The following is a 24,913-nucleotide window of genomic DNA, read 5'->3' as shown; positions in this document are numbered from 1 at the left end:
CTCATGGCACGCAAGTCAATTCTGTCGAAGCTCGGCACTGCGCTTCTTGTTTTCGTTATCGTTTCGCCGGCGCTTTTCTTTTTCATCTGGATGCTGTCGCTTTCGCTCAAATACGAAATCGACAACGGTGCCTATCCGCCGATCCTGATCCCGGAACGTTTCGCCTGGTCGAACTATACGCAGATTTTCGAAGCCAATGATTTTCTGCTCTATTTCTGGAACAGCCTTCTGGTGACCGGCATGGCGACACTGCTCGCCCTTCTGGTCGGGGTTCCAGCGGGCTACGGCATCGCGCGACTCAAGGCGCATAAATCGGCGATTGTCATCATGATCGCCCGCATGACGCCGGGTCTGTCCTATCTGATCCCGCTGTTCCTTCTGTTCCAGACACTGAGTCTGCTTGGCACGCTCTGGCCGCAGATCATCATCCATCTGGTCGTCACTGTTCCAATCGTGATCTGGATCATGATCGGTTATTTCGAAACGACGCCGATGGAACTGGAAGAGGCGGCGATAATCGACGGCGCGTCCTCGTTGCAGGTGTTTCTCAAAGTAGCGCTGCCCATTGCCAAGCCCGGCATCGTGGTGTCGCTTATTCTTGCAGTGATCTTCTCCTGGAACAATTTCGTGTTCGGGATCGTGCTCGCAAGCCGCGAAACGCGCACGCTGCCGGTCGCTGTCTATAACATGCTTTCCTTCGAACAGGTGAGCTGGGGGCCGCTCGCTGCCGCAGCACTTGTGGTCACTCTGCCTGTTCTGTTGCTTACCGTCTTCGCACAGCGCCAGATCGTTGCAGGTCTGACCGCAGGCGCCGTCAAATAAGAGTTGAGGTTCAAGATGGCATCTGTATCCATCCGTAATGCAGTCAAGAAATATGGCAATGTCGGTGTTCTGCACGGCGTGTCAGTCAGCATCGAGGACGGCGAGTTCGTCGTGCTCGTCGGCCCTTCGGGCTGTGGAAAGTCCACGCTTCTGCGTATGATCGCAGGGCTTGAGGAAATCAGCGACGGCGAAATCGCCATCGGTCCGCGCGTGGTAAACGACCTGCGCGCCAAGGAACGCGACATCGCCATGGTATTCCAGAACTATGCGCTTTATCCGCATATGACGGTTGCCGACAATATGGGCTTCGCGCTCATGCTCAAGAACGCGCCCAAGGAAGAGCGCGACAACCGCGTTGCGCGTGCAGCCGAAATTCTCGGCCTCAACAAGCTGCTCGACCGCTTTCCGCGCCAGCTTTCCGGAGGTCAGCGCCAGCGCGTGGCCATGGGCCGCGCCATTGTGCGCGATCCGCAGGTGTTCCTGTTCGACGAACCGCTCTCCAACCTTGATGCCAAGCTGCGCGTGCAGATGCGCGGCGAGATCAAGGGCCTGCATCAGCGCCTGAAGACCACCACCATCTATGTGACCCACGACCAGATCGAAGCCATGACCATGGCCGACAAGATTGTGGTGATGCGCGATGGTCTGGTCGAGCAGATCGGCGCGCCGCTCGACCTTTATGATCGCCCGGCCAATATGTTCGTTGCGGGCTTCATCGGCTCGCCGTCGATGAATTTCATCAATGGCAAGATCGAGGAAGGTTCGTTCGTGGCTGAGGGCGGTTTCCGCCTGTCGCTGCCGCAAGGTGACTATTCCAGCCTTTCGGCCAAGGCCGTCTATGGCGTACGCCCCGAGCATATGAAGATCGCAGAAGGCGGCGTTCCGGTTACGGCGGAAATCGTCGAGCCGACCGGTTCGGAAATCATGGTCATGGGCAAGCTCGGCACGCAGCCGATCACCTGCCTGTTCCGTGAGCGTTTGACCGTGCGTCCAGGCGATGTGCTGCCAATCGCCATTGATCCGGCAACGAGCCACGTCTTCGAGCCGGAAAAGGGGATGCGTGTCAGCGCCTGACCATTTCCATTGAACGGCGAACTCCTTTAATACTCAGACTCTCGGTAATGTGAGAGTCTGGAGAATTCTATGCAGCCAATCTGGGCCGTGGGTCTGATGACCGGCACCGTTCTCGATGGAAATATCGACGTCGCGCTTTTGAAAACGGATGGCGAGACGGTCGATATATTCGGCACCTATGCGCTGAAGCCTTATCCGGACGGTATTCTGGAACTGTTGCAGCAGGCGCAGGCCGAAGCCCGCGTTTGGAATTTTGAAGGCCCGGAACCGGCGATTTTTGCCGAGGCGGAAGATGCCCTGACCCGAGCGCAATCGGCTGCCGTGCGCGCGCTGGTTGAAGAAAGCGGGCTGATTATGGCCGATATCGGCGTTGTCGGTTTTCATGGCCAAACCGTGTTGCATCGTGCGCCACAGCCGGGACGGCTTGGCGATACGCGCCAGCTTGGCGACGGTGCGCTGATGAGCGAGTTGCTGGGCACAAAGGTTGTCTATGATTTCCGCACCGCCGACATTCGTGCAGGCGGACAGGGTGCGCCCCTGGCTGCAATCTATCACGCGGCTTTGCTGCGCAGTGCCGATGCCAGCGGCGATACGGCGATTCTCAATCTCGGCGGTGTCGGCAATATTACTTGGTGGGATGGCGGCGACACGCTGGTCGCCTTCGATACCGGCCCGGCCAATGCGCCGATCAATGATTTCATGAAAGCGCGTGGTTTGGGCGAGATGGACCGCGACGGCGCGCTGGCGGCGCAAGGCGAGGTTGACGAAGCGCGCCTCGCCAAACTGCTTGAACATCCTTATATGACCGCGCCTTTTCCGAAATCGCTGGACCGCTTTGACTTTACAGCTGCTATGGCTGATGGCCTCAGCGATGAAGACGGGGCTGCAACGCTCACCGCTTTCACCACATCGGCGGTGGCAAAGGCGCTCGATATTCTGCCACAGCGCCCGAACCGGCTGGCGGTCTCCGGTGGCGGGCGTCACAACCCGACGATGATGCGTATGCTGGTCGAGCGTGCTGGCGTCGAGCTTGTGCCGGTCGAGACCTTGGGCTGGCGGGGCGATGCGGTTGAGGCTGAGTGCTTCGCGTTTCTCGCCGTGCGCGCCTTGCGTGGCTTGCCGATCAGTTTTCCAAGCACAACAGGCGTACCTGCGCCCATGACAGGCGGAAAGATCGCGGGCTGAAAGGTCCGCATCAAGGATTTATCTTTTTAAGGGAAATCTGGATAGCAAAACGCCCGCAGCAATTTGGGAGGAGGAGAGTTGCTGCGGGCGGATTGGTAAAGCGCGATTGGGAGGAGGAGTATCGCGCTTCAGGTTCGGTTTTTGGGAGGAGGAGTAAAACCGAACAACTGCAAAATAGAGCCGTGAGCCGGGCCTTACAACAACCGATCCTGCAACCGAGATATGCGTATTTTGCAAGGCGTTAAAACGCGCCCCAAAACGAAACCGCCCCAGCCGCGAATAAACGCGCTAGGGCGGTGAATCTCCGCCAAAGCCCCCAATGGCGAGATGCAAGATTAATAGCACGAGTCGCGCCCTGGTAAACGTTGTCAAGGGCCTTCGATGACAAAAAGAAGCGCACTATGTCAAAACGGCAACAATTCCGGTGCGCAGTGCGCATCGGCCTATCTCCTTGGAAAGTGCGGGCTATTTAATGCAGCTTTTCGGCATCCAGTTTGGGCATCATGGCGAGAACCTCTGGCAGTTCGCGCACCTCACAGGCGGGGCTGAAATACCAGCCCTGCAAATGATCGCATTTCATGTCACTCAAAAGGTCGATCTGTTTGATGGTTTCGACGCCTTCGGCGGTCACCGTCTTGCCGAGACTATGGGCGATCTGAATGACGCCGCGCACGATGGCCCGATCTTCCGGTGAAGCCGCGATATTGGCCACAAAGCTGCGGTCGATCTTAAGGCGATCAATCGGCAGGCGGCGCAAATGCGTGAGCGAGGCGAAGCCGGTTCCAAAATCATCAAGGGCGACTTCCACGCCTGCCATGTGAAGCCGTTTGAGACCCTGTTCGACGCGCTTTTGCGCAAGGCCGAGCAACATGCCTTCCGTCATCTCCGCGCTGAAGCTCTCCGGTCCGATACCGGTTTCGGCGCATAATTCAAAGAAGCGGTCGAGAAAGATATCCGAGCGGAAATCGGAATTGGTCAGATTCATCGCAATGCGATGCAAGGGCGCTTCCGCCTGACGCAGCGATTGAGCATCCGCAAAAATCCGCTCCAGCATGAACATGCCGAGCGCCGCCCGTATGGCCGGGTCTTCAAAGCCTTCGCCGAAATAGGCAGGCGTGAGCAATCCCCGTTCGGGATGACGCCAGCGCATCAGCGCTTCCAACGAAATTGCCTGACCGGAAAGCAGCGGAATGATCGGCTGATAATGCAGTTCGAATTCGCCATGTTCCAGCCCGCCCTCGATCTCTTCATAGAGCGCGGATTTGCGCCGGGCGACTTCGCGCAGCTGCGGCTGGAACACTTCCACGCGGTCCCGTCCCAGAGCCTTGGCTTTGTAGAGCGCGAGATCTGCCGCCTTGAACAGATTGCCGACATCCTTGCCATCGCGCGGAAAGCGCGCAATGCCGAGGCTGGACGATATGCGCCGTGGAGTCGTGCCAATCACCATGGGCTGACGAATGGCTTCGAGAATTTCTTCGAAAAGCTCATCGGCTTCGCAGTCCGTCGCGCCGACGAGAATGAGGCTGAACTCGTCGCCGCCCATGCGCGACATGAACAACTGACTGTCCTCGAAGGACCGCAGACGCTTGCCGATATTCTGGAGCAGAACATCGCCTGCGTGATGCCCGAACGTGTCATTGACCTCCTTGAAGGAGTCCACATCGAGCAGCGCCAGATGGAATATGCCGTTGGACCTTTCGTGGTCCTGCACCTGCATTTCCAGATATTCCTGAAAACGACGGCGGTTCGGTAGTCCGGTCAGCGGGTCGAGATTGGCCAGCCGGTCGAGATGTTCCTTGCTGGTCCGCAAGGCGCTTTCAAGTTTCTTGCGGTCGGAAATATCAAAGCGGATGGCCGTGTAGCTATCCACCTTTCCAGCAGGTGACAAATGCGGGACGATGGTTGTATCGACCCAGTAATGCGAGCCGTCCTTGCGCCGATTGCAGATTTCGCCGTGCCAGATTTTGCCATGGGCGATCTCGCGATACATGTCGCGAAAGAAGTCCTTGCTGTGGACGCCCGAATGCAGGATGCGGTGGTTCGCGCCGATCAGTTCGCGCGCCGTATAGCCGCTGATCTCACAGAACTTGCGATTGACATAGGTGATGATGCCGCGCACATCCGTGTGAGCGACAATCGCAGCGCTGTCGAGCGCATAGCGAATGAAGTCGTCTTCAAGATCGGGCTGCAAGGGCTTTTGCAGCTTCCGCGCAATCTCTTCAACAGCGTCGGTAAAAGACGATGTCTGCTGGTCCAGAGCGTGCTTCTTTTCCGGCGCCGCTTTTTTCTCTGTCATGCGGTATGTCTCAGCATGGGGGATGTTGCTGCTTAATCATATCAAATTTTATCCGTACTTTCCAGAATATAGTATTATTGTTTAGAAATATACAATCTAGTGAATAATTTGAAAATTACATAAGTATCCTCGTTTTATTTAAACTCAGCTTCAACCTACGGTAATCAATTGTATTTCCGGGTTGCTTCTAGGTATGGTTGTTTATGTGCTGGCGTCCAGTCGAGCCTATTTCCGCAGACGTTCGGCAATACGGGCTCTGTTGATCGCCATTGCTTCGTCGGAAGGTTCCCAGTCGCAACACCATTCAGGCGGGATGCCGATCGGCAATTCATGGGTTGCGGTGAACTGGGGCGCGTAACCTCTGGCCTGCATTTCGGCCACAAGCGAGGCCTGACGTTTCGCCAGATAGCCGAGGCGCATATAGAAAAACCGGACATGGCCGGTTCCAAGCGTGTAGGCGGGCGGGTTTCTCCGATCCGTGGTGGTTTCGCCGCGCTGGATCGCTGCTTTCACAAGGGCGAAAACACGCGGCAATTCCCGGTATTCCGCAATAAGATGCGGCCCGGTCAGCTCCGCTGGGGGAATGCAGTTAATGCGTGTCAATTCTCAAAATCCCGCTCGCCCTGAGATTGAATTCGAGAACCGAATAGGCCAAGTCGCCCTGATGCTCAAGCTAATTTAGCTGGCTATTAAAAGATAAGGCCTTGAGATCAAATGGAAATGGCGGCAAATCTGCCGCCATCCAAGCCGTTTCGTTCGCTCTATCTGTGATCGCTCAATGCGCAATCATGACATGGCGCACGGCGGTATAGTCCTCAAGCGCATAGATCGACATGTCCTTGCCATAGCCGGATTGTTTCAACCCGCCATGCGGCATTTCATTGGTCAGCATGAAATGTGTATTGATCCAGGTGCAGCCATATTGCAGGCGGGCTGCGGTCTGCATGCCCTTGCTGACATCTTTGGTCCACACCGACGAGGCAAGACCGTAATCGCTGTCATTGGCCCATTGCACGGCTTCATCGACATCGCTGAAGCGCGTGACCGAAACAACCGGACCGAAGACTTCGCGGCGTACGATTTCATCATCCTGCGTTGCTCCGGCAATCACGGTCGGCTCGAAGAAGAAGCCGTTGGCGCCCGATGTCTTGCCGCCGGTCGTCACCTCGATATGCTTATGCTCGCGGGCGCGGGCGACAAAACTCTCGACACGATCCCGCTGACGGCGGGAAATGAGTGGTCCGATCTCGTTTTGGCTGTCGTCTTCCAGATTGTAGCGGATGCTGGAAACGGCGGATGACAAGTCAGCGACGAAACGATCATAGATGCGCGCATCGGCATAGATGCGGCAGGCGGCGGTGCAGTCCTGACCGGCATTGTAATAGCCGAAGGTGCGAATGCCGTTGACGACAGCTTCCACATCCGCATCGTCAAAGACGATGACCGGCGCCTTGCCGCCAAGTTCCAGATGGGTGCGCTTCACGCTCTTGGCTGCCGCCTGCAAGACCTTCTTGCCGGTTGCGACGTCCCCAGTGATCGACACCATATCGACACGCGGATGATTGATCAGCGCGTTGCCGACCGTTTCACCACGTCCCAACACGATATTGACGACACCCTCCGGCAGAATATCCGCCAGCAGTCTGGCCATTTTCAGCGCGGTCAGCGGCGTCTGTTCGGATGGTTTGAAAACCACCGTATTACCGCCCGCAATGGCTGGCGCCAGTTTCCACGCCATCATCATCAGCGGATAGTTCCACGGGGCGATGGAGCCGATGATGCCGACCGGATCGCGGCGGATCATCGACGTGTGGTTCGGCAAATATTCGGCGGCAATCGGTCCGTGGAGATTGCGCACCGCGCCAGCAAAGAAGCGGTAACAATCGACAATGGCCGGAATCTCGTCATTGATGACGGCGTTGATCGGTTTGCCGCAATTAAGCGCTTCCAGTGTGGCAAAGGCCTCCGCATCGCGCTCAATCGCATCGGCGATCTTGAGAAGGTAGTTGGAACGTTCGCCGGGCGTGGTGCGCGACCAGCTTTTGAACGCCTTGTCGGCGGCGCTGACTGCGGCATCGACCTGCGCCAGCGAGGCTTCCGGCAGTTTGAGAACGGTCTCGCCGGTCTTGGGATTGAGGACGTTTTCCTCGGTTTCCGTGCCAGCTTCAAAGCGCGAGCCAATCAGCATTTCGGTGTTCATATCGTTCTCCCTTGTGTCATTTCCCGTGACCGGCGACCTGATCGCCATCGCGGGTGAGATAGTAGGCGGCGAGGATGGGCAGGAAGGTCACCAGAACCACTACCATGGCCACCACATTGGTGACGGGGCGCTGGCGTGGCCGGATCAGTTCCTGAAGCATCCAGATTGGCAGGGTCATCTGCTGGCCGCCGGTAAATGTGGTGACGATCACTTCGTCGAAAGACAGTGCAAAGGCGAGCATGCCGCCTGCGAGCAAGGCCGTTCCGATATTCGGCAGGATCACATAGCGGAAGGTCTGGAACCCGTTTGCGCCAAGATCCATCGAGGCTTCGATCAGCGAACCGGAAGTGCGTCGAAAGCGGGCCACGGCATTGTTGTAGACGACCACCACGCAGAAGGTGGCGTGACCAAGCACAATGGTCCACATCGAAAACGGAATGTCGAACAGCGAGAAGGCCGAGCGCAAGGCAATGCCGGTGACAACGCCGGGCAGTGCGATGGGCAGGATGACCAGCAGCGAAATGCTTTCACGTCCGAAAAAATGGGTTCGGCTAACAGCAGCGGCACAGAGCGTACCAAGCACGAGCGCAATCAGGGTCGCAATCGTGGCCACCTGCACGGAGAGCGCAAGCGACGACCACACATCGGCACGGTTCCATGTCACGGCGAACCATTGCAGTGTGAAGCCCGGCGGCGGCCATTGATAGCTTTTCTCTTCCGTCGTGAAGGCATAGACGAAGATCAGCAGGATGGGCAGATGCAGGAAGGCGAGGCCCAGTCCGGCAGCAAGCTTCAATCCGAAGGAAGCGCGGTTGTTGCGATCAGAGCGCATCGAAAGCCCCCTGTTTCTTGGCGATCCAAAGATAGATGGCCATGATGACGATCGGCACGACGGAGAAGGCAGCAGCGAGCGGCACATTGCCTGCCGTTCCCTGCTGGGTATAGACGGCTTGTCCGATGAACAGGCGCGACGAGCCGATGATCTGCGGAATGATGTAATCGCCGAGTGTCAGCGAAAAGGTGAAGATCGACCCCGCGATGATGCCGGGCATGGCGAGCGGCATCAGCACGGTTCGGAAGGTTTGCGCAGGCGTTGCTCCGAGGTCGGACGAGGCTTCCACCAGATTGCCCGGCACACGCTCCAGCGCCGCCTGTGTCGGCAGGATCATATAGGGCAGCCAGATATAGACAAAGACGATGAACGTGCCGAGATAACTGACCGACAGTGAATTGCCGCCGATAATTGGCACAGACAGGATGCCGTCGAGCAGCCAGGACAGGTGCAATTTTGCGAATATCCAGGTCAGAATGCCTTCCTTGGCAAGGATCAGCTTCCACGCATAGACCTTAACCAGATAGCTAGACCAAAGCGGCAGCATGATGCCGAGATAAAACAACGCCTTCCAGCGGCCGCGCGCATAGCGGGCGGCATAATAGGCGATTGGAAAGGCGACGAAGGCAGACGCAACCGTCACCAGTGCGGCCATTGATACGGTGCGGATGATGATGTCGAGATTGGCGGAGTTTAAAAGCTGCGCGTAGGTCGCGAGCGTGAAACTATAGTCGATGAGCCCGGAAAAATCGTCGACCGAGAAGAAGCTCTGTAACAGAAGCGCGATCAGCGAGCCGATATAGATAATGCCCAGCCACAAAAGCGGCGGCGTGAGCATGAGAAACAGCAGCATCCCCGGACGACGCCAGAAAAGGTCGGAGAGACGACCAAGTATCCCGCCGTGCTGCGGCAGGATGGAGGTCGGATTGGCCCCAGAATTTGCTCCGGAGTTTCCGAGTGTGGAAGCCTGCGCGCCGCTCATGCTGCCTGATCCATGTAATGAACGTCAACCGGATTCCAGACGATGCGGATATCCGATCCCGTCTCGGGAACACTTGCACCTGCGGGCAGCATGACATGCAATCTGGCACCTTCGGCTTCAACCCCGAGACGTGTGGCGGAGCCGAGAAAGCTGGCGGTTTCGATCCGCGCTGCAACGCCGACCTTGTCGCCTTTATCTGCAAGGCGAATGGATTCCGGCCGGAGGCTGGCCCAGCGGCGCTCGCCGCCAAATGCGGCCATGATTTCCGGTGCGACGACATTGGAAGAGCCGACAAAATCCGCAACGAAACGGGTCTGGGGACGATTATAGATTTCCTGCGGTGTTCCGGCCTGAACGATGCGGCCATTGTTGAAGACTGCGATGCGGTCCGCCATGGACAGTGCTTCGCCCTGATCGTGGGTCACGAAGACGAAGGTGATGCCGAGCGCCTTTTGCAGGCTCTTGAGCTCTTCCTGCATCTGTTCGCGCAGTTTGAGGTCAAGCGCGCCGAGCGGCTCATCGAGAAGTAGCACTTTCGGCTTGTTGACGAGGGCGCGCGCCAGCGCGACGCGCTGCCGCTGCCCGCCGGAAAGCTGGCTTGGCTTGCGGGCGCCATAGCCGGGCAGCTTGACCAGTTCGAGCATTTCCTCGGCGGCGCGGTGGCGTTCAGCCTTTCCGGCACCCCGCACCATCAGCCCATAGGCCACATTGTCCAGAATGCTAAGATGCGGAAACAGCGCATAATCCTGAAAAACCGTGTTGACGTTGCGCCGATAGGGCGGCACGCCACCGGCGCTTTCGCCAAAAATCTCTATTGTTCCGTCGGTCGGCTGTTCGAAGCCCGCGATCAACCGTAGGCAGGTCGTCTTGCCGGAACCGGAAGGGCCCAGCATGGCAAAGAACTCGCCGGGCGCGATGGTCAGGTTGACGTGATCGACGGCCCGGACTTCGCCGAAGTGCCGGCTCACATTTTCAAAACGAACTGCTGCTGTCATGGCTCTACCCATCATCGAGAACGCCAGCCTCCGTTGGCGGGCGCGTCTGTCCGTTCCCTTCCTTCAGCTGAAGGAAGGGCAATGTTTGTAATTGTGATGGTCGATGTCAGCGACCGCCAATGACGCCGATATAATCCGACACCCAGCGATGATAGGGTACGCATTCGCCCTGGCTTTCGCATTTGGCCGTCGGTGTGCGCCAGAAGCTGATCTTGGCAAAATTATCGAAGCCGTTGATCGCGCAGCCTTCGTCGGTCAGAAGCGCATTGCCCTTACAGGCTGCTGGAACGGACGGTACGGCACCGAACCATGCGGCGGCGTCGCCCTGAACCTTCGGTTTTAACGAGTGCTCGAACCACTTATAGGCGCAATTGGGGTGCTCGCTATCCACGTGGAGCATGGTGGTGTCAGCCCAGCCGGTTGCGCCTTCTTCTGGGAAAGTCGAGCCGACCTTGGCATTTTCCGACTTCAGGAGATTGACCTGGAACGGCCATGAACCGGAAGCCACGACGCCCTCATTCTTGAAGTCATCGATCTGGATCATGGCGTCGTGCCAATAACGGCTGACGAGCTTACGCTGCCCGCGCAGGAGATCGAGCGCTGCCTTATACTGGTCTTCGTTGAGTTCGTACGGGTTCTTGATGCCGAGTTCCGGCTTGTGCTTCATGAGATAAAGCGCGGCGTCGGCGATATAGATCGGCCCGTCATAGGCCTGTACGCGGCCCTTGTTGGACTTGCCGTCCGGCAGGGTCTGTTCTTCGAACACCACGTTCCAGCTCTTCGGCGCTTCGCCCTTGAAGACCTCGGTGTTGTACATCAGCACATTCGGACCCCAGAGATAGGGCACGCCGTAATGCACGCCTTTGACGGTGAACCACGGCGCATTTTGCAGCCGTTCGTCCACCGTTTTCCAGCTTGGGATGAGGTCCGTATTGATCGGCTGCACGCGCTTACCCGCCACGAGGCGCAATGAGGCGTCACCAGAGGCGGTGACGAGATCGAAGCCGCCTTCATTCATCAGCGCCACCATTTCGTCGGAGGTGGCGGCAGTCTTCACACTGACCTTGCAGCCGGTTTCCCCTTCGAAATCGGTGACCCAGTCGTAGTTCTTATCGGTTTCGCCGCGTTCGATATAGCCCGCCCAGGCCACGATGCTCAGCGCGCCTTCACCTTCGCCAATTGCTTTCAGCGGTTCGGCGGCAATGGCCTGCGTGGCAAAGCTCGCGACGGCCATTAAAGCGGTACAGGATTGCAGAAATTTTCTCATCGACCACTCCCGTTTTATTCACATTCAGTGATTTTGTTCCCGGAGCAGATGGTGTGCTTAAACCCTGCCTTTCGCAAATTCATTTATCGGAAAGCTGGTATCGATTTTTCCGATATCGGAGCTGGTGTGCTAACGCAGTCGGCCAGAACGCGCAGCCTCGGCAATGCCGATGAAGTCGCGTGCGGATTGCGGCAGGCTCGATCCTTTTCGCCATGCCATACCAATCTGCACGACGGGCAGCGATCCCGAAACATCGCGGCTTTCGATCCGGTCGCCTTCCAGCGACCAGGGGCGATAGACGAGATCGGGGAGGAGGGCTATGCCCGCGCCCGTGGCCACCAAACTGCGCACGGCTTCCACCGATCGCGTGCGGAAAGCCACATGCGGACGGGCACCGAGGGCGGCCAGAAGTTTGCCGGTATTTTCCTCGATTTCATCAACCGTCAGCATGATCAGCGGTTCCTTCGCGATATCACTGACTGAAATGCTGTCGATGGAGACGAGCTCGTGCCCGAGCGGCAGCCACAACCGATAGGGCGAGGTTTCGAGAATTTCCGCATGTAGCGCCATGCGGTCACGCAGGTTTGAAATCACCATCACCGCCACGTCCAGTTCACCGCCAACAAGCAGATGTTCCAGATAGGAACCATTGTCTTCGATGGCGCTGATTTCGACGCCCGGAAAGGCGCGGCGATAGCGGGCGAGCAGGTCGGACAACACGTAGCCAGCGACCAGCGATGTTACACCAAGATTGAGCTTGCCTTTTTCCTGAATGCGCTGGTCGACGAAAGAGCGGCGGGCATCCGAAACGCCGGTCAGAATCTTGGTGGCGTGGCGCAGAAACTGATGGCCGTTATGTGTCACCGTCAGGCCGCGGGGATGGCGCTCGAAAAGCTCGACATTCAGGTCGGTTTCCAGCTCCTTGATCGCCTCCGTGACAGAAGACTGCGAAATTGACAATTTTTGCGCCGCACGGGTGATCGACCCTTGCTCCGCAACTGCAACGAAATACTGTAACTGCCTTAATGTAAACGCCATTTCGGCAGTTAACCGTGACCGGTGAAAGATTGCAAGAGTGGTGGATAGGAACTAAAAGCGGATGATCTGAACGGCGTTGTATGCTAGTTTTGCAACACTGAGAGACGAACATCTAAGATAAAAATAAATTCACTTTCTTATTTCAACCAGTTTGAGTAGTGGCCTGCGCCAATAGCGGTCTTCTTCACCCGCAGTGAACGGTTCGACGACAGATAATGCCTCATTGCAGGCAAAGCGTGCCGCCTAACGCGTATAATTGCCCGTTGATGCTCGACCTTTGGTCAGTGAGTGTTGAAAAATGAATTATGAAAATCGTGGCGCTGGACACGGCGAAGCCGCAGCGACGACAGGCGTAAATGGTCTGCCCATCGACGATGCGCAGGGAAAAAAGGCGCTGGGCAAGGCGGGTCTTGGGGCTGCTCGCGAGCAGATCCTGACAGGTGCTGATTTCGCTGACCCCGGAAAACCGGGCGAACGGCTGGACCTCTTCTTCGAAGAACTGGCCGACAGATTTTCGGATTCGGTTGCCGTTGTTTCGGACGGGCGCAACTGGACCTATCGGGAACTCGACAACCGCGCCAACCAGTTTGCGCGTCTGCTGATCGAACGCGGTGTTCGTCCTGGTGACCGCATCGGCCTGCTGCTCGACCGTTCTGCCGACACGTATATCGCGCTGCTCGCCGTCATGAAGGCGGGCGCGGCCTATGTGCCACTGGCGACCGCATTTCCGGAAGATCGCATGGCCCTCATCATCGAGGATGCCAATGTAAAGCTCGTCATTTCGCTTGAGGCCTATACGGCCCGCGTCGAACAGATGCCCGTGCCGCATGTGCTGATCGACGGGGCGGGCGCTGAAATTTCAAAGCAGTCCGTCGCGCCACTGGACAAGGCTGCAAGGGCCGCAAATCCGGATCAGATTTGCTATATTCTCTATACGTCTGGCACGACCGGCAGGCCAAAAGGCGTCGCCATCCTGCATCAGAGCTTCTGCAACTTCCTGCGTGTCGCGGCGATGTCCTATGGCTACAGGCCGGGCGACCGTGTTTATCACGGCATGACCATCGCCTTCGATTTTTCGGCTGAAGAATATTGGGTGCCGTTTACGGCAGGCGCGACCGTAGTGCCCGCCCCGGGGCCGATGACGCTGGTGGGCGAAGAACTCGCGGATTTCCTGCGGAAGAATGACATCAACTGCATGGCGTGCAGCCCAACGCTTTTGTCTTCCATCGAAACCGATGTGCCGAAGCTGCGCCTGCTGATGGTGGGCGGCGAAGCCTGTCCGCTCAATTTGGTGGCGCGCTGGACAAAGCCGGGACGCCTGCTTCTCAATACTTACGGGCCCACGGAAGCGACCGTCACGGCAACCATGGGCGTTCTGACGCCCGACAAGCCAGTGACCATCGGTGCGCCGTTGCCGACCTATTCGATAGTCATCATCGAACCGACCGAGCCGAAGCTGACCGACCCGGATCAACTGGGCGAAATCGGCATCGCCGGTATCGGCCTCGCGGTCGGTTATCTCAACCGGCAGGATTTGACCGACCAGAAATTCATTCCTGATTTCATCGGTCTGCCTAACAATCCGTCAGCACGCATCTATCGCACCGGCGATCTGGGGCGCATTAATGCTGCGGGCGAGATCGAGTATCATGGGCGTATCGACACGCAGGTGAAGATTCGCGGCTACCGCATCGAGCTTGGCGAGATCGAAGCCGTTCTGCTCGATCAGCCCGGCGTTGCGCAAGCTGCCGTCACCACCTGGGAAATCGAGCCAGGTCGTGTGGAGCTGGTCGCCTATTACGCGCTGAAGTCGGGCGTGCCACCGCTGCAGCGTGCCGATATTGCGCGTGAGCTGAAGCGTCGTCTGCCGTCCTACATGGTTCCCGCCTATCTTGAAGAACTTGACGCCATTCCAATGACGGTCTCCAACAAGGCCGATCTGAAGCGCCTGCCAAAGCCGACCAATGTGCGCCTTTCGGCGGAGCGCGAAATCGTCCCGCCGAGCAATGACGATCAGCGCTTCATGGCGGACGCGCTGGCCGCAGTGCTTAATCTCGATGAAGTTTCGGTCGAGGATCATTTCTTCGACGATCTGGGCGCCAATTCGCTGCTGATGGCGCGGTTCTGCGCCCGCGTGCGTACAGCGCAGGGTTGGGAAACGGCGTCGATGCGGGATATCTACCTGCATCCAACCATCGCAAGTCTGGCGACGCATCTGCACGCGCCGCAGCAGAAGACCGCGGCCACGGTTGAGCGTCAACTCACTCACAAGGCATCGAATTTTGCTTACTGGACCTGCGGCGCTGCACAGCTCGCCTTCTATGCAGTCTATGCCTATATCGGGCTGGTTTTCTTCGATGGCGGTCTCGACTGGGTCTATGACGCGCTCGACAACCCGCTTCAGCTCTATTTCCGATGTGTCGTTCTCGCTGGGGCAAGCTTCTTCGCGATGACGGGCTTTGCCATCGCAGCAAAATGGCTGCTGATCGGACGCTGGAAGACAGAAAGCTTTCCAATCTGGGGGCTGCGCTATTACCGCTTCTGGGTGGTGAAGACCTTGATCCGCACCGCGCCGGTGGTGCTGTTCCGCGGCAATCCGCTCTATAGCCTCTATCTGCGGCTGCTCGGTGCAAAGCTTGGCCGCAACACGGCCATCGAATGCCGGGCAATTCCGGTTTGCACCGATCTGATTTCCATTGGCGAGAATTCCATTTTGCGCCGCGAATCCAACATTCTCGGCTTTACGGCTGAAAGCGGCTATATCCATACGGGCACGATCACCATTGGTGACGGCGCTTTTGTGGGCGTTGGTTCGACCATCGATATCGACACCAAAATCGGCAATGGCGCGCAGCTTGGCCATGCGTCGTCGTTGCAGCGTGGCCAGAGCATCCCCGATGGTGAACATTGGCATGGGTCGCCCGCAGCGCCCACTACTGCGGATTATTGCAAGGTGCGCAGCATTACGCTGTCGAAAACCCGCCGTATCATGTTCGAGATCGTGCAGCTTGTCGGGCTGTTCATGCTGGTCACGCCGTTCCCTTTACTGTTCCATAGCTACTGGCAAAATGTCAGCGACGATTATCAGGAAACCATCGGCATCGTGGCCATCGGCACGACCGTTACGCTATTCGGCGTGCTGGCAACCTCGTTTATTGCTGCGGTTGCCGTGCCGCGACTGGCCAGCCTGTTCCTGAAGCCAAACCGCACCTATACGCTTTACGGCTTCCATTACTGGCTGCAGTCGATGGTGGAACTGGCCAGCAATTCGCGTCTTCTCAATCTGCTGTTCGGCGATAGTTCTGCCGTCGTGCACTATATCCGGGCCATCGGCTGGAAGCTCAACAAGGTGGTCCAGACCGGGTCCAATTTCGGCACCAACCAGCAGCATGAAAACCCGCTTCTGTGCGAAATCGGCAGTCAGACAATGGTGTCGGATGGTCTGTTTATGATCAACACGCACAAGTCGGCGGCGACATTCCGGCTGGAGCATACCAAGGTCGGCGAGCGGAACTATTTCGGCAATAATATCTTCTATCCGTCCGACGGACGGACCGGGGATAACTGTCTGCTCGGCACCAAGGTTATGGTGCCGATCGAGGGGCCTATGCGCGAGAATGTCGGGCTTCTGGGTTCGCCCTGCTTTGAAATTCCGCGCATGGTCAATCGCGACAAGGAACTGATCGCCAATATTGAGGAAGAGGACCGCCTGCGCCGCTTGCGCCGCAAGAACTTCCACAATTTCCGCACCGGACTGATGTTCCTGGCGGAGCAATGGCTGATGCTGTTTGCAACGCTGGCGATCTGGGACCGTGCGCTGAACTATTATGACGACTGGAAGTACAACGCGCTGTTTGTGGCCGTGGTTCTGACGGCGGGCATTGCAATACCGTTCTATATCTTCATCGAAAGGCTCTCGCTCGGCTTCGGCAGACTGAAACCGCGTATGACGACGATCTATGATGAAGCTTTCTGGCGGCATGAGCGCCATTGGAAACTGTCGGATTCGCCGATTACGCAGCTTTTCGCCGGAACGCCGTTCCGTCCGATGATTCTGCGCTGCCTTGGCGTGAAGGTCGGTCGCCGCGTCTATGACGGCGGCGCCAATCTGACCGAACGTTCGCTGGTGGAAATCGGCGACGATGCAACCTTGAATGAAGGTTGTGTGATCCAGCCGCATTCGCTGGAGGAGGGTGCTTTCAAGTCCGACTTCATCCGCATCGGCAATGGCTGCACGCTCGGACCATCGGCATTCGTCCATTATGGCGTCGTCATGGGCGACGGCTCTATCGTTGATGTGGATTCCTTTGTCATGAAGGGTGAGGTGCTTGAGCCTTATTCCGTCTGGCGTGGTAATCCGGCCAAGCTCAACCGTTTCGTCGTCCCGGTGACGAAGGATGGGACGGTGCTGGCCAATGTCAAACAGGCGGGCGCTTCGATAGCGCATCGCCCGACGGAGGCTGCCGCTTGAGCAAAGCCGTCTCCGACACGAGCGAAATCCGGCTCGCAGCCGTGACGGCAGAATTGCGGTCACGGATCGCGGCGCTGGAGCTGGCACCGGGTCAGGAAGAGCTGGTCGCGGACAATGCCAGTTCACTGGAGGAAGCGGACGAGGACGAGGATGCGCGGCCACGCGCTGTGTTTGCAGGCGACGATCTGGTCGGCTTCCTCATGTATGATGCGACAAGCGACGGGGACAATGCGTTGATCTATCGCTTCATGATCGACCGCGCTTTTCAGGGGCGGGGTTACGGAAAGGCCGCGTTGCAGCTGGTCCTGGCTGAGATCAGGGCGCTCGATCATATTCGTCGCATCTCGATCTGCTACGAACCCGAAAACGAAGGCGCGCGCCAACTTTATGCTAAAGCGGGCTTTGTCGAAGATGGTCTCGATGAAGATGGCGAGATGATCGCCCACCTCAATCTTCGGGACTGATGAAACGGATATGGCGCGCTTCGATCCATTGGAAATTGCGCTGAACCAAGCCATGCAGGCTGTCGCCACGGCGGGCATTTCAACCGCTTGCCGGGTCATTCGGGACGGGGATGAAACCCGATTGCTGGCCGACGAAAATGCTACGCTTCCGACGCGAAATCCGGTTCGCCGTCGCGCCAGCGGGGCCGCCCGCCTTGCGGCGCGGGAATTGCTCATAAAGCATGGCAGAGGCGGTTTTGCGATTTTGCGGGGTAGCTCGGGCGAACCAATCTGGCCATCGGGCATTGTCGGGTCGCTCGCCCATGATGACGATATGGCTGTTGCTGCTGTTGCAAGCAGCGCCGATTTTCTTTCGGTCGGGATCGATGTGGAGCCGGCTATTGCGCTGCCGGAGGACATTGCCGCGCTGGTGAAACAGCCGGGCGACCGTTTGCCTGAAGGCGCAGCCGATGCAGATCGTATTCTTTTTTGCGCCAAAGAGGCGGTTTATAAGGCCGTCTATCCGCTGGACCGCGTGGTGCTGAACTATGACGACATCATTGTCGATCTTCAGCAGGGATATGCGCATACGACGACAGGCAGAACGGTTCGGGTCGTCTTTTGCCGTGCGCCGAAAATTATAATGCTGGCCTATCTCTAAAACGCATCGAAGGCCGGAATCTGGCGGGTTCCCGGCCTTCGACATGTGTGGAGACGTATCAGGAATGAGCTGATACGAACTCCGACATTCTGACGATCAGGAAGGTGCCGACGGTCGCACCGGCATCCTGAAGACCGATGGTCTTTTCCTGGAAGGCTGCTGCCTTGCCATGCTGGGCCACCAGAGACTTGGTTGCTTCCAGCGCGTCTTCAGCGGCCTTGGCTGTCGCAGCCAGTGCGTCGGGCAGGGAAGCACCGACGGCAGCCTGTGCTTCAAGCGTAACGGCAATCGGATCGAGCACGTCGAGCAGGGTCTTGTCGCCGACCTTGGCCTTGCCACGTTCGGCAATACCGTCACGATAAGCGCGCCAGAAGGCGGCAACTTCCGCAGTGCCCAGTTCTTCGACGCCTTCGGTCGCCTTGCTTGCGCGCAGGAAACCGGTTGCCGTCAGCGTGCCCATAGTGGACGGGGCGACGCGGGCCATGGTGGCACCCGCCAGACGCAGCAGCTTGGAGATACCAGCCGCTTCGCCTTCTGCGGCGGTAGCTTCGGCAGCGGCTGCGAAAGCCTTGCTCATGGTGATGCCGAGATCGCTGTCGCCGACCTTGCCGTCAAGCGCGATCAGGAATTCGCGCTGTTCTGCGAAAAGCTGCTTCCAGCTGTCGAAGAGGTTGATGAGATCGGAAGCCTTGATGGAGTTCATGGCGTTACCTCAACCGGCAATGTGCTTGAAGAACGGCGTGTTCGCCGAAGCGGCGATAAGCGGCTCCAGTTCGTCGTCCAGATGCAGCACGGAGATCGAAGCGCCAGCCATTTCCATGGCGGTGGCGAATTCGCCGATCCAGATGTGCTTTACCTTGACGCCGCGCTCGTCGAAAAGCTGGGCTACGCGACGGAACATGATGTAAAGTTCTTCCAGCGGGGTGCCGCCGAGACCGTTCAGCAGAACGGCAACTTCATCGCCCTTGGCATAATCCTGTTCGGCAAAGATGCGGCCCAGAAGCTGGTCGACAACGGAGTCGGCCGGTGCAAGCTTGGTGCGGCTGATGCCCGGTTCGCCATGGATGCCCATGCCGATTTCCATTTCATCGTCGCCGATGGAGAAAGTGGCATGGCCGATTTCAGGCACAACGCAGCTCGATAGCGCAACACCCATCGTGCGGGTGCGCAGGCGCGCCTTGTCGGCGAGACGCGTCACTTCATCGAGCGACAGGCCGTTGGCGGCTGCCGCACCGGCTGCCTTGTAGATGAAGAAAATGCCTGCAACGCCACGGCGCTTGTGTTCTTCACCGACGACCGACGAAGCTACGTCATCGTTGCCGACAACCTGCTTGACGGTGATGCCGTCGAGGTCGGCCAATTCCGCAGCCATGTCGAAATTGATGATGTCGCCCGTGTAGTTGCCATAGATGTAGAGCACGCCCGCGCCCTGATCGATAGCCTTGGTGACCTGATACATCTGTTCAGCGCTTGGCGACTGGAACACGCCACCGACAGCTGCGCCGTCGATCATGTTTTCGCCGATATAGCCGAGGAAGGTCGGCAGATGGCCCGAGCCGCCGCCGGTTGCGATGCCAACCTTGCCAGCCTTCGGCGTGGCGGTGACCATGCAGCGCTTGTCGTCATTGACGAAGGTGAGTTCGGGATGCGCCCGATAGATGCCTTCCAGCATCTCATCAACGAAATTGACTGGATCGTTCAGGAATTTCTTCATGATTTCCTCTTGAGATTATCGGGTTATTTCTTGCGCTGCTGGGTGACGAAGAAGGCGGCGGCCAGAAGAATGAAGCAGCCGACGACGAGACGCTGCCATGTGCTGGGAATGCCGACGAGCACCAGAACGCTGTTGATGACGGTGATGAGCAAAACGCCCAGAATGGTGCCGAAAACGCTGCCCGTGCCGCCGGTAATCCGTGCGCCGCCCAGAACCACAGCGGCGATGACGCTGATTTCGGTTCCGACAAAGTCGAACGGGCTGGACTGACGGTTGGCGCAAACATGGATGATGCCTGCAAGACCCGCGAGACCACCGGCATATCCGAACAGGAATAGGTGGATGGTACGCAGATTATAGCCGAGGCGGCTGGCGATCTGGCTGTTGCCGCCCATGGCGAAAATGGCACGGCCCATCAAGGTGCGGTTTAAGATCCACCAGGTCAGGATCGCCGCGGCTGGCAGGATCAGGAAGTAGAACGGCATGGTGATGGTGGCGCCATTGGCGGATTCGAACTGGAACAAAGGCAGGCGGCCAAACGCGCCCATCGTCGGCGGCAGCGACATGATCCAGACCGTGCCGACGAACGCGAGCAAAAAGCCACGGAACAGATATTGCGTGCCAATGGTGACGATCAGCGACGGAACTTTCAGACTGTGTACCAAAACGCCGTTGATAAGGCCGAGAATGACGCCACCCGCAATCGCCATCAGGATGACGAAGACGATGGGCAGCGTCGGCATATAGGCCTGCACCAGAAGCGTCAGTGAATAGACTGTACAGGCGGCAATGGCCGTAAACGAGACATCGATGCCGCCAGCGGCGAGAATGATGAAGACGCCAAGCGCGAACAGGCCCATCACGACACTGGCGCGACCAATATCGATCAGGGTCGAAGCCTGCAGGAATGCAGGATTGACGATCGACACGATCACGCAGATCGCGACCAGAAGGAAGAAGGTGATGGATTCAGGGCGCCTGCGAATGAAGTCACCCAGCTTGAAGGACCGGGTCTGGCCCAGTTCCTGCTGATATTGCGACGCGCTCATTGCGGTAGCTCCTTTTGCGACGACATCATGGCTTGGTAGAGCTGGTCTTCCGTCGCCTCGGCGGCGTCAAATTCCTTGACGATGCTTCCCGCGTTCATGACGAGAATGCGGTCGGCGTTTTGCAGCAGTTCGGGCAGGTCATCGCTGACGATGATGAGACCCATGCCTGCTTCGGCCAGTGTCTGGATTGCGCGGTAGATTGTATCCTTCGATCCGACATCGACGCCGACAGTCGGGCCGTGCAGCACAAGCAGCTTCGGACCGATGCTGAGCCAGCGACCGATGAGAACGCGCTGCTGATTGCCGCCCGAAAGAGCGCCGACCGGCAGGTCCATATTTTTGGTATTGAGGCGCATCTGCTCCATCAGCGAGGCTGCGATTTCGCGGCCTTTCTTCTGGTCCACGATGCCGATCTTGTTGCTGAGGCGGGTCAGGATCAGCGCGATTTCGTTTTCGAAAATCGACTTGTCGAGGAAAAGCCCCTCGGCCAGACGATCCTCCGGCACATAGCCGATACCGAGTTCTATGGCTTCGGCAGGGTTCTTGACGTTGATCTTGCGGCCTTCGAGCGTAATCGCGCCGTTGGATGCCGGATCAACGCCGGTGATTGCCATTGCCAGCTCGTTGCGGCCAGAATCGGCAAGACCCGTAATGCCGAGAACCTCGCCCTTTCGGAGCGCCAGGTTGACATTCTTGAAATCCGGCGACGATAGACCGTCCAGTTTCAGCAGTTCTGCCTCGCCCGGCGTGCCGGTGCGGTAACGTTCGGCGTCAATTTCACGGCCGATCATCAGTTCGGACAACTGCTTCTTGGTGTAATTTTCAATCGGGCCTTGCGCCACGCACTGGCCGTCGCGAAACACGACGGCGTTACCGCCAATGCGATAGCATTCGTCGAGCTTGTGGGTCACGAAGAGGACGGCGACATTGTCTGCGCGCAGGCGATTGACGACTTCGATGAGGTTGTCGACTTCGCGGCGCGTCAGCGACGTGGTCGGCTCGTCCATGATGACCAGCTTGGCGCTCGTGGCGATCGCACGGGAAATGGCGACCAGCTGGCGCATGGCAAGCGGCAGTTCGGAAACGATGGTGTTCAGGAAGGCGCGGTCCGTCGGCAGCCCGACAGTGGCGAGCGCACGTTCCGCCGTCTGGCGCAGCTTGGTGCGGTCGAAACGGCGCAACAACTTGCCATTGCCTTCAACGAGCTGCTGATTAAGCGCTACGTTTTCGGCAACCGTGAGGTTAGGGATCAGTGAAAGGTCCTGATAGACGGTCTCGATGCCTGCAGCCAGTGACTGAATCGGATCGAGTTCTTTATAGGTCTTGCCGTTGAGAACAATTTCACCCTCGCTCGGACCATGCGCGCCGGACATGATCTTGATAACGGTGCTCTTGCCGCATCCATTCTCGCCGAGAAGGTGATAAGCCTCTCCTAGATCGAGCGTGAGGTCGATGCCGCGCAATGCATGCACGCCGCCGAACCGCTTGTGGATGTTGCGCAATTCGAGAAAACGTTCCGGTGTCCGGCCATTTTCCGTCTCATTGTTCATCGTAGTTGACACGTTAATTCCTCTGCCACAGTGCATCATTGCGCTTGCGCGCAGCGGTTCCGCTGTCGGCTGGTTGGCGGCAAAATCAACCGGGGTTAGTTGCCCGGATGCTTTCCATTCGCGGAAAGCACCCGAGGCCTTGACGCTAAGTGGCGATGGTGAACGGAACGGTCGCCACCCGCAGTCGGATCTTCTGAGACTTCTTAGAACAGGTGTTCCTTGTAGGAATCCTTGTCGGCGATAACCATGCCGTTACCGATGACGAGGAGGCCTTCGCCTGCACCCTTCTTCACCGAAACCTTGTTGTAGCCTTCAACGCCGAGGTCGATGCCGTCCTTGACTTCCTTCTTTTCCAGCAGAAGCTTGGCGACAGCATTCATCGCCATGCCAGCCTTCTGCGGGTCCCAGAAGCCGATAGCCGTGATGGCGCCGGATTCCAGAAGGTCAGCCGAAGGGTTCGGAAGGCCGGTGCCGACGAGGCAGACCTTGCCGCTTAAGCCCGCTTCATCGATCGCGCGGCCAATGCCGAGAACGTCGTTGCCAGCCGAACTCTGGAAGCCTTTCAGGTCAGGATGCTTGCGCAGGATTTCCTTGGCCTTCTCGTAGGTGCCGTTGGCATCGTCGAAGGATTCATTGTTCGGATCGACCAGCTGCATATCCGGGTACTGCTTGGCGTTTTCTTCAGCCGAGCCAACCCACTGCATATGCGTGCGGCTGCCGAGCGAACCAACGAAGGTCGTCCACTTGCCGCTCTTGCCCATGCACTGTGCAAGACGTTCGTTCAGGGCTTTGCCATAGTCGGCATTGTCGAATGCTTCGACGTCGGCCATGGTGTTGACCTGGTTGTCGGCTTCGTGGGTCACGACAACAATGCCGCGTTCGATGGCGCGCTTGAAGGTGCCTTCGAGAACAGCCGGATCCATCGGCACGACGGCCAGAGCGTTAACGCCCTTGGCAACCAGATCCTGAACGATCTGAAGCTGCTGTGCCGCGTCGGCAGTTGCCGGGCCGCTCTGGGTTGCAACCACATCCGGGTTGGCCTTCTGATAGGCTTCAACGCCGGTGTTCATGCGGTCGAACCACGGAATACCGCTGATCTTGACGACGGTTGCGATGACCGGCTTTTCCTGCGCGACCAGCGTGCCTGCGCCGCCTGCGAGTGCAGTGGCAGCAATGAGCGCACCAGTGAGCAGCTTCTTTGTCTTTGCTTTCATGACTTCCTCCTCGTTAAGAGTCCCTCAGTATTACGGTTTGGTGCTTGAGGGTTGAGCACCAATGGGTGCCTTGGAGCGATTGCCCAAGGTAAAGAAACTGGCGACGTCGTAGCGTCCGACAGCGAGGAATGCGAGCAGTAGCAGCCCCCAGGCAAAGTCGCGGACGAAGTTGGACAGTCCACCGAAGTTGAGCAGGCTCGACATGAGCTGCAAGGCGATGGCGCTCAGCACCACGCAGATGATACGACCGTAACCACCTTCTGGCTTCACGCCTGCCATCACGACGATGAGAATGGCGACCAGCAGATAAGAGCTGCCGTAATCATATTTCACATTGACGTTGCGTGCGGCGATGATGATGCCTGCAATGCCTGCCAGAAGGCCGCTTGTTGCATAGGTCGCAATCAGAACGCGGGCGCGGGGAAAACCGGCGAAGACGGCTGCCTTCGGGTTGGTGCCCATCAGCATCAGCCATGCGCCGAAAGGCGTGAAGCGAACCACGGCGCCGATCAGAATGGCGACCGCAAGGAAAATCAGAAAGCTGATCGGGACGGCGAGGAACATGTCATTGCCGATGCGCGACAACAGGTCAGGGCTGCCGACCATCACGGCGCGGCCTTCCGAGACCACGACGGCCAGACCCATGAAAGCCATCTGCGTGCCGAGCGTGCAGAGAATGGGCGTGATGTTGAAACGCGCAATCAGGATGCCATTGATAATGCCGCCTGCAAGGCCGACGATCAGCGCAAGCACGATGAATGCAATGCTGAAACCGAGCGGATTGACAGAGGCCGACACGAAAGACGATGCAATAACCGCTGCAACCACGCCTGCGAGATTGGCAAGCGCGATACCCGAAAGGTCGATGCCGCCATTGCCGGCGCACATGGCCAGCATCACGCCGATGGCGAGAAGGCCGATTTCAGGCACCTGACCAGCCATGGACTGCAAGTTGAACAGCGAGAGAAAAGACCCGCCGGAGATGTACGCGCCAAGCGCGAGCAATCCCACATTAATGACAACAAGCATGGCAAGCGGGTTGCTTGTCCTCTGCATGGTCTCCTCCTACAGCGTTTACTAAACAAAAACTTATTTCACTAAACCTATTGCCTAGCTGACG

At 57.9% G+C, this 24,913-nt stretch carries 20 protein-coding genes; 6 read left to right on the top strand and 14 right to left on the bottom strand.

Annotated features, from left to right (window positions below; translation table 11 throughout):
• Window positions 1-3 precede the first annotated feature (3 nt).
• The 3 genes from ABWW11_RS19865 (at window position 4) to ABWW11_RS19855 (ending at window position 3,081) form a co-directional block, all read left to right on the top strand.
• Window positions 4-822: a carbohydrate ABC transporter permease gene (locus ABWW11_RS19865; protein WP_109367664.1), complete on the top strand. Its 819-nt coding sequence runs from the start codon at window positions 4-6 to the stop codon at window positions 820-822.
• Window positions 823-837: 15 nt separating this feature from the next.
• Window positions 838-1,896 (top strand): ABC transporter ATP-binding protein, encoded by a 1,059-nt coding sequence (locus ABWW11_RS19860; RefSeq protein WP_121538752.1) that lies wholly within the window; start codon window positions 838-840, stop codon window positions 1,894-1,896.
• Window positions 1,897-1,965: 69 nt separating this feature from the next.
• Window positions 1,966-3,081 carry an anhydro-N-acetylmuramic acid kinase gene (locus ABWW11_RS19855; RefSeq protein ID WP_109367662.1) on the top strand — a complete coding sequence of 372 codons (1,116 nt, stop codon included), beginning with the start codon at window positions 1,966-1,968 and terminating at the stop codon, window positions 3,079-3,081.
• Window positions 3,082-3,550: 469 nt separating this feature from the next.
• Here ABWW11_RS19855 and ABWW11_RS19850 read toward each other — a convergent pair whose 3' ends face one another.
• The 8 genes from ABWW11_RS19850 to ABWW11_RS19815 form a co-directional block, all read right to left on the bottom strand.
• Complete coding sequence (locus ABWW11_RS19850) at window positions 3,551-5,377, bottom strand: putative bifunctional diguanylate cyclase/phosphodiesterase (RefSeq protein ID WP_319080887.1); 1,827 nt, start codon at window positions 5,375-5,377, stop codon at window positions 3,551-3,553.
• Between the two features lie 225 nt (window positions 5,378-5,602).
• Window positions 5,603-5,980 carry a pyrimidine dimer DNA glycosylase/endonuclease V gene (locus tag ABWW11_RS19845; protein ID WP_109367660.1) on the bottom strand — a complete coding sequence of 126 codons (378 nt, stop codon included), beginning with the start codon at window positions 5,978-5,980 and terminating at the stop codon, window positions 5,603-5,605.
• Between the two features lie 172 nt (window positions 5,981-6,152).
• Window positions 6,153-7,577, bottom strand: coding sequence for a gamma-aminobutyraldehyde dehydrogenase (locus ABWW11_RS19840; protein ID WP_109367659.1), 1,425 nt, complete (start codon window positions 7,575-7,577; stop codon window positions 6,153-6,155).
• A 16-nt stretch (window positions 7,578-7,593) separates the two neighbouring features.
• A complete protein-coding gene (locus ABWW11_RS19835; RefSeq protein WP_109367658.1) occupies window positions 7,594-8,409 on the bottom strand; it encodes an ABC transporter permease in 816 nt (271 codons plus the stop codon).
• Window positions 8,399-9,391 carry an ABC transporter permease gene (locus ABWW11_RS19830; protein ID WP_109367657.1) on the bottom strand — a complete coding sequence of 331 codons (993 nt, stop codon included), beginning with the start codon at window positions 9,389-9,391 and terminating at the stop codon, window positions 8,399-8,401. Before ABWW11_RS19830 ends, ABWW11_RS19835 begins: the two co-directional genes overlap by 11 nt.
• Window positions 9,388-10,386, bottom strand: a complete 999-nt coding sequence (locus tag ABWW11_RS19825; RefSeq protein ID WP_109367656.1) for an ABC transporter ATP-binding protein — start codon at window positions 10,384-10,386, stop codon at window positions 9,388-9,390. Before ABWW11_RS19825 ends, ABWW11_RS19830 begins: the two co-directional genes overlap by 4 nt.
• Window positions 10,387-10,492: 106 nt before the next feature.
• Window positions 10,493-11,653 (bottom strand): ABC transporter substrate-binding protein, encoded by a 1,161-nt coding sequence (locus ABWW11_RS19820; RefSeq protein WP_121538754.1) that lies wholly within the window; start codon window positions 11,651-11,653, stop codon window positions 10,493-10,495.
• A gap of 129 nt (window positions 11,654-11,782) precedes the next feature.
• A complete protein-coding gene (locus ABWW11_RS19815) occupies window positions 11,783-12,691 on the bottom strand; it encodes a LysR family transcriptional regulator (protein ID WP_109367654.1) in 909 nt (302 codons plus the stop codon).
• Window positions 12,692-12,989: 298 nt separating this feature from the next.
• On the opposite strand from ABWW11_RS19815, the gene ABWW11_RS19810 reads away from it, so the two are divergent.
• Genes ABWW11_RS19810 through ABWW11_RS19800 form a run of 3 tightly spaced genes read left to right on the top strand, consistent with a single transcriptional unit; the run spans window position 12,990 to window position 18,266 of the window.
• Entirely contained in the window at window positions 12,990-17,162 is a 4,173-nt protein-coding gene (locus ABWW11_RS19810) for a Pls/PosA family non-ribosomal peptide synthetase (protein WP_109367653.1), read from the top strand.
• A complete protein-coding gene (locus tag ABWW11_RS19805; protein WP_235858979.1) occupies window positions 17,159-17,626 on the top strand; it encodes a GNAT family N-acetyltransferase in 468 nt (155 codons plus the stop codon). The genes ABWW11_RS19810 and ABWW11_RS19805 overlap by 4 nt, the downstream gene beginning before the upstream one ends.
• A 10-nt stretch (window positions 17,627-17,636) precedes the next feature.
• A complete protein-coding gene (locus ABWW11_RS19800; protein WP_109367652.1) occupies window positions 17,637-18,266 on the top strand; it encodes a 4'-phosphopantetheinyl transferase family protein in 630 nt (209 codons plus the stop codon).
• A gap of 58 nt (window positions 18,267-18,324) precedes the next feature.
• Here ABWW11_RS19800 and ABWW11_RS19795 read toward each other — a convergent pair whose 3' ends face one another.
• The 6 genes from ABWW11_RS19795 to ABWW11_RS19770 all read right to left on the bottom strand — a co-directional run bounded on the left by ABWW11_RS19795 (window position 18,325) and on the right by ABWW11_RS19770 (window position 24,849).
• Window positions 18,325-18,969 (bottom strand): dihydroxyacetone kinase family protein, encoded by a 645-nt coding sequence (locus ABWW11_RS19795; RefSeq protein WP_109367651.1) that lies wholly within the window; start codon window positions 18,967-18,969, stop codon window positions 18,325-18,327.
• A gap of 9 nt (window positions 18,970-18,978) precedes the next feature.
• Window positions 18,979-19,980: a dihydroxyacetone kinase subunit DhaK gene (locus ABWW11_RS19790; protein ID WP_109367650.1), complete on the bottom strand. Its 1,002-nt coding sequence runs from the start codon at window positions 19,978-19,980 to the stop codon at window positions 18,979-18,981.
• 23 nt (window positions 19,981-20,003) lie between these two features.
• Window positions 20,004-21,029 carry an ABC transporter permease gene (locus ABWW11_RS19785; protein ID WP_109367649.1) on the bottom strand — a complete coding sequence of 342 codons (1,026 nt, stop codon included), beginning with the start codon at window positions 21,027-21,029 and terminating at the stop codon, window positions 20,004-20,006.
• Window positions 21,026-22,579, bottom strand: a complete 1,554-nt coding sequence (locus tag ABWW11_RS19780) for a sugar ABC transporter ATP-binding protein (protein ID WP_109367648.1) — start codon at window positions 22,577-22,579, stop codon at window positions 21,026-21,028. The genes ABWW11_RS19785 and ABWW11_RS19780 overlap by 4 nt, the downstream gene beginning before the upstream one ends.
• A gap of 203 nt (window positions 22,580-22,782) precedes the next feature.
• Window positions 22,783-23,793, bottom strand: a complete 1,011-nt coding sequence (locus tag ABWW11_RS19775; protein ID WP_109367647.1) for a substrate-binding domain-containing protein — start codon at window positions 23,791-23,793, stop codon at window positions 22,783-22,785.
• 30 nt (window positions 23,794-23,823) lie between these two features.
• Complete coding sequence (locus ABWW11_RS19770; RefSeq protein WP_109367646.1) at window positions 23,824-24,849, bottom strand: ABC transporter permease; 1,026 nt, start codon at window positions 24,847-24,849, stop codon at window positions 23,824-23,826.
• Between the last annotated feature and the right edge of the window lie 64 nt (window positions 24,850-24,913).

Source organism: Brucella sp. NBRC 113783, assembly GCF_040372265.1.
GTDB lineage: Bacteria > Pseudomonadota > Alphaproteobacteria > Rhizobiales > Rhizobiaceae > Brucella > Brucella teleogrylli.
The sequence above is the reverse complement of the archived record's forward strand: the minus strand, read 5'-3'. Positions and strand labels throughout refer to the sequence as shown.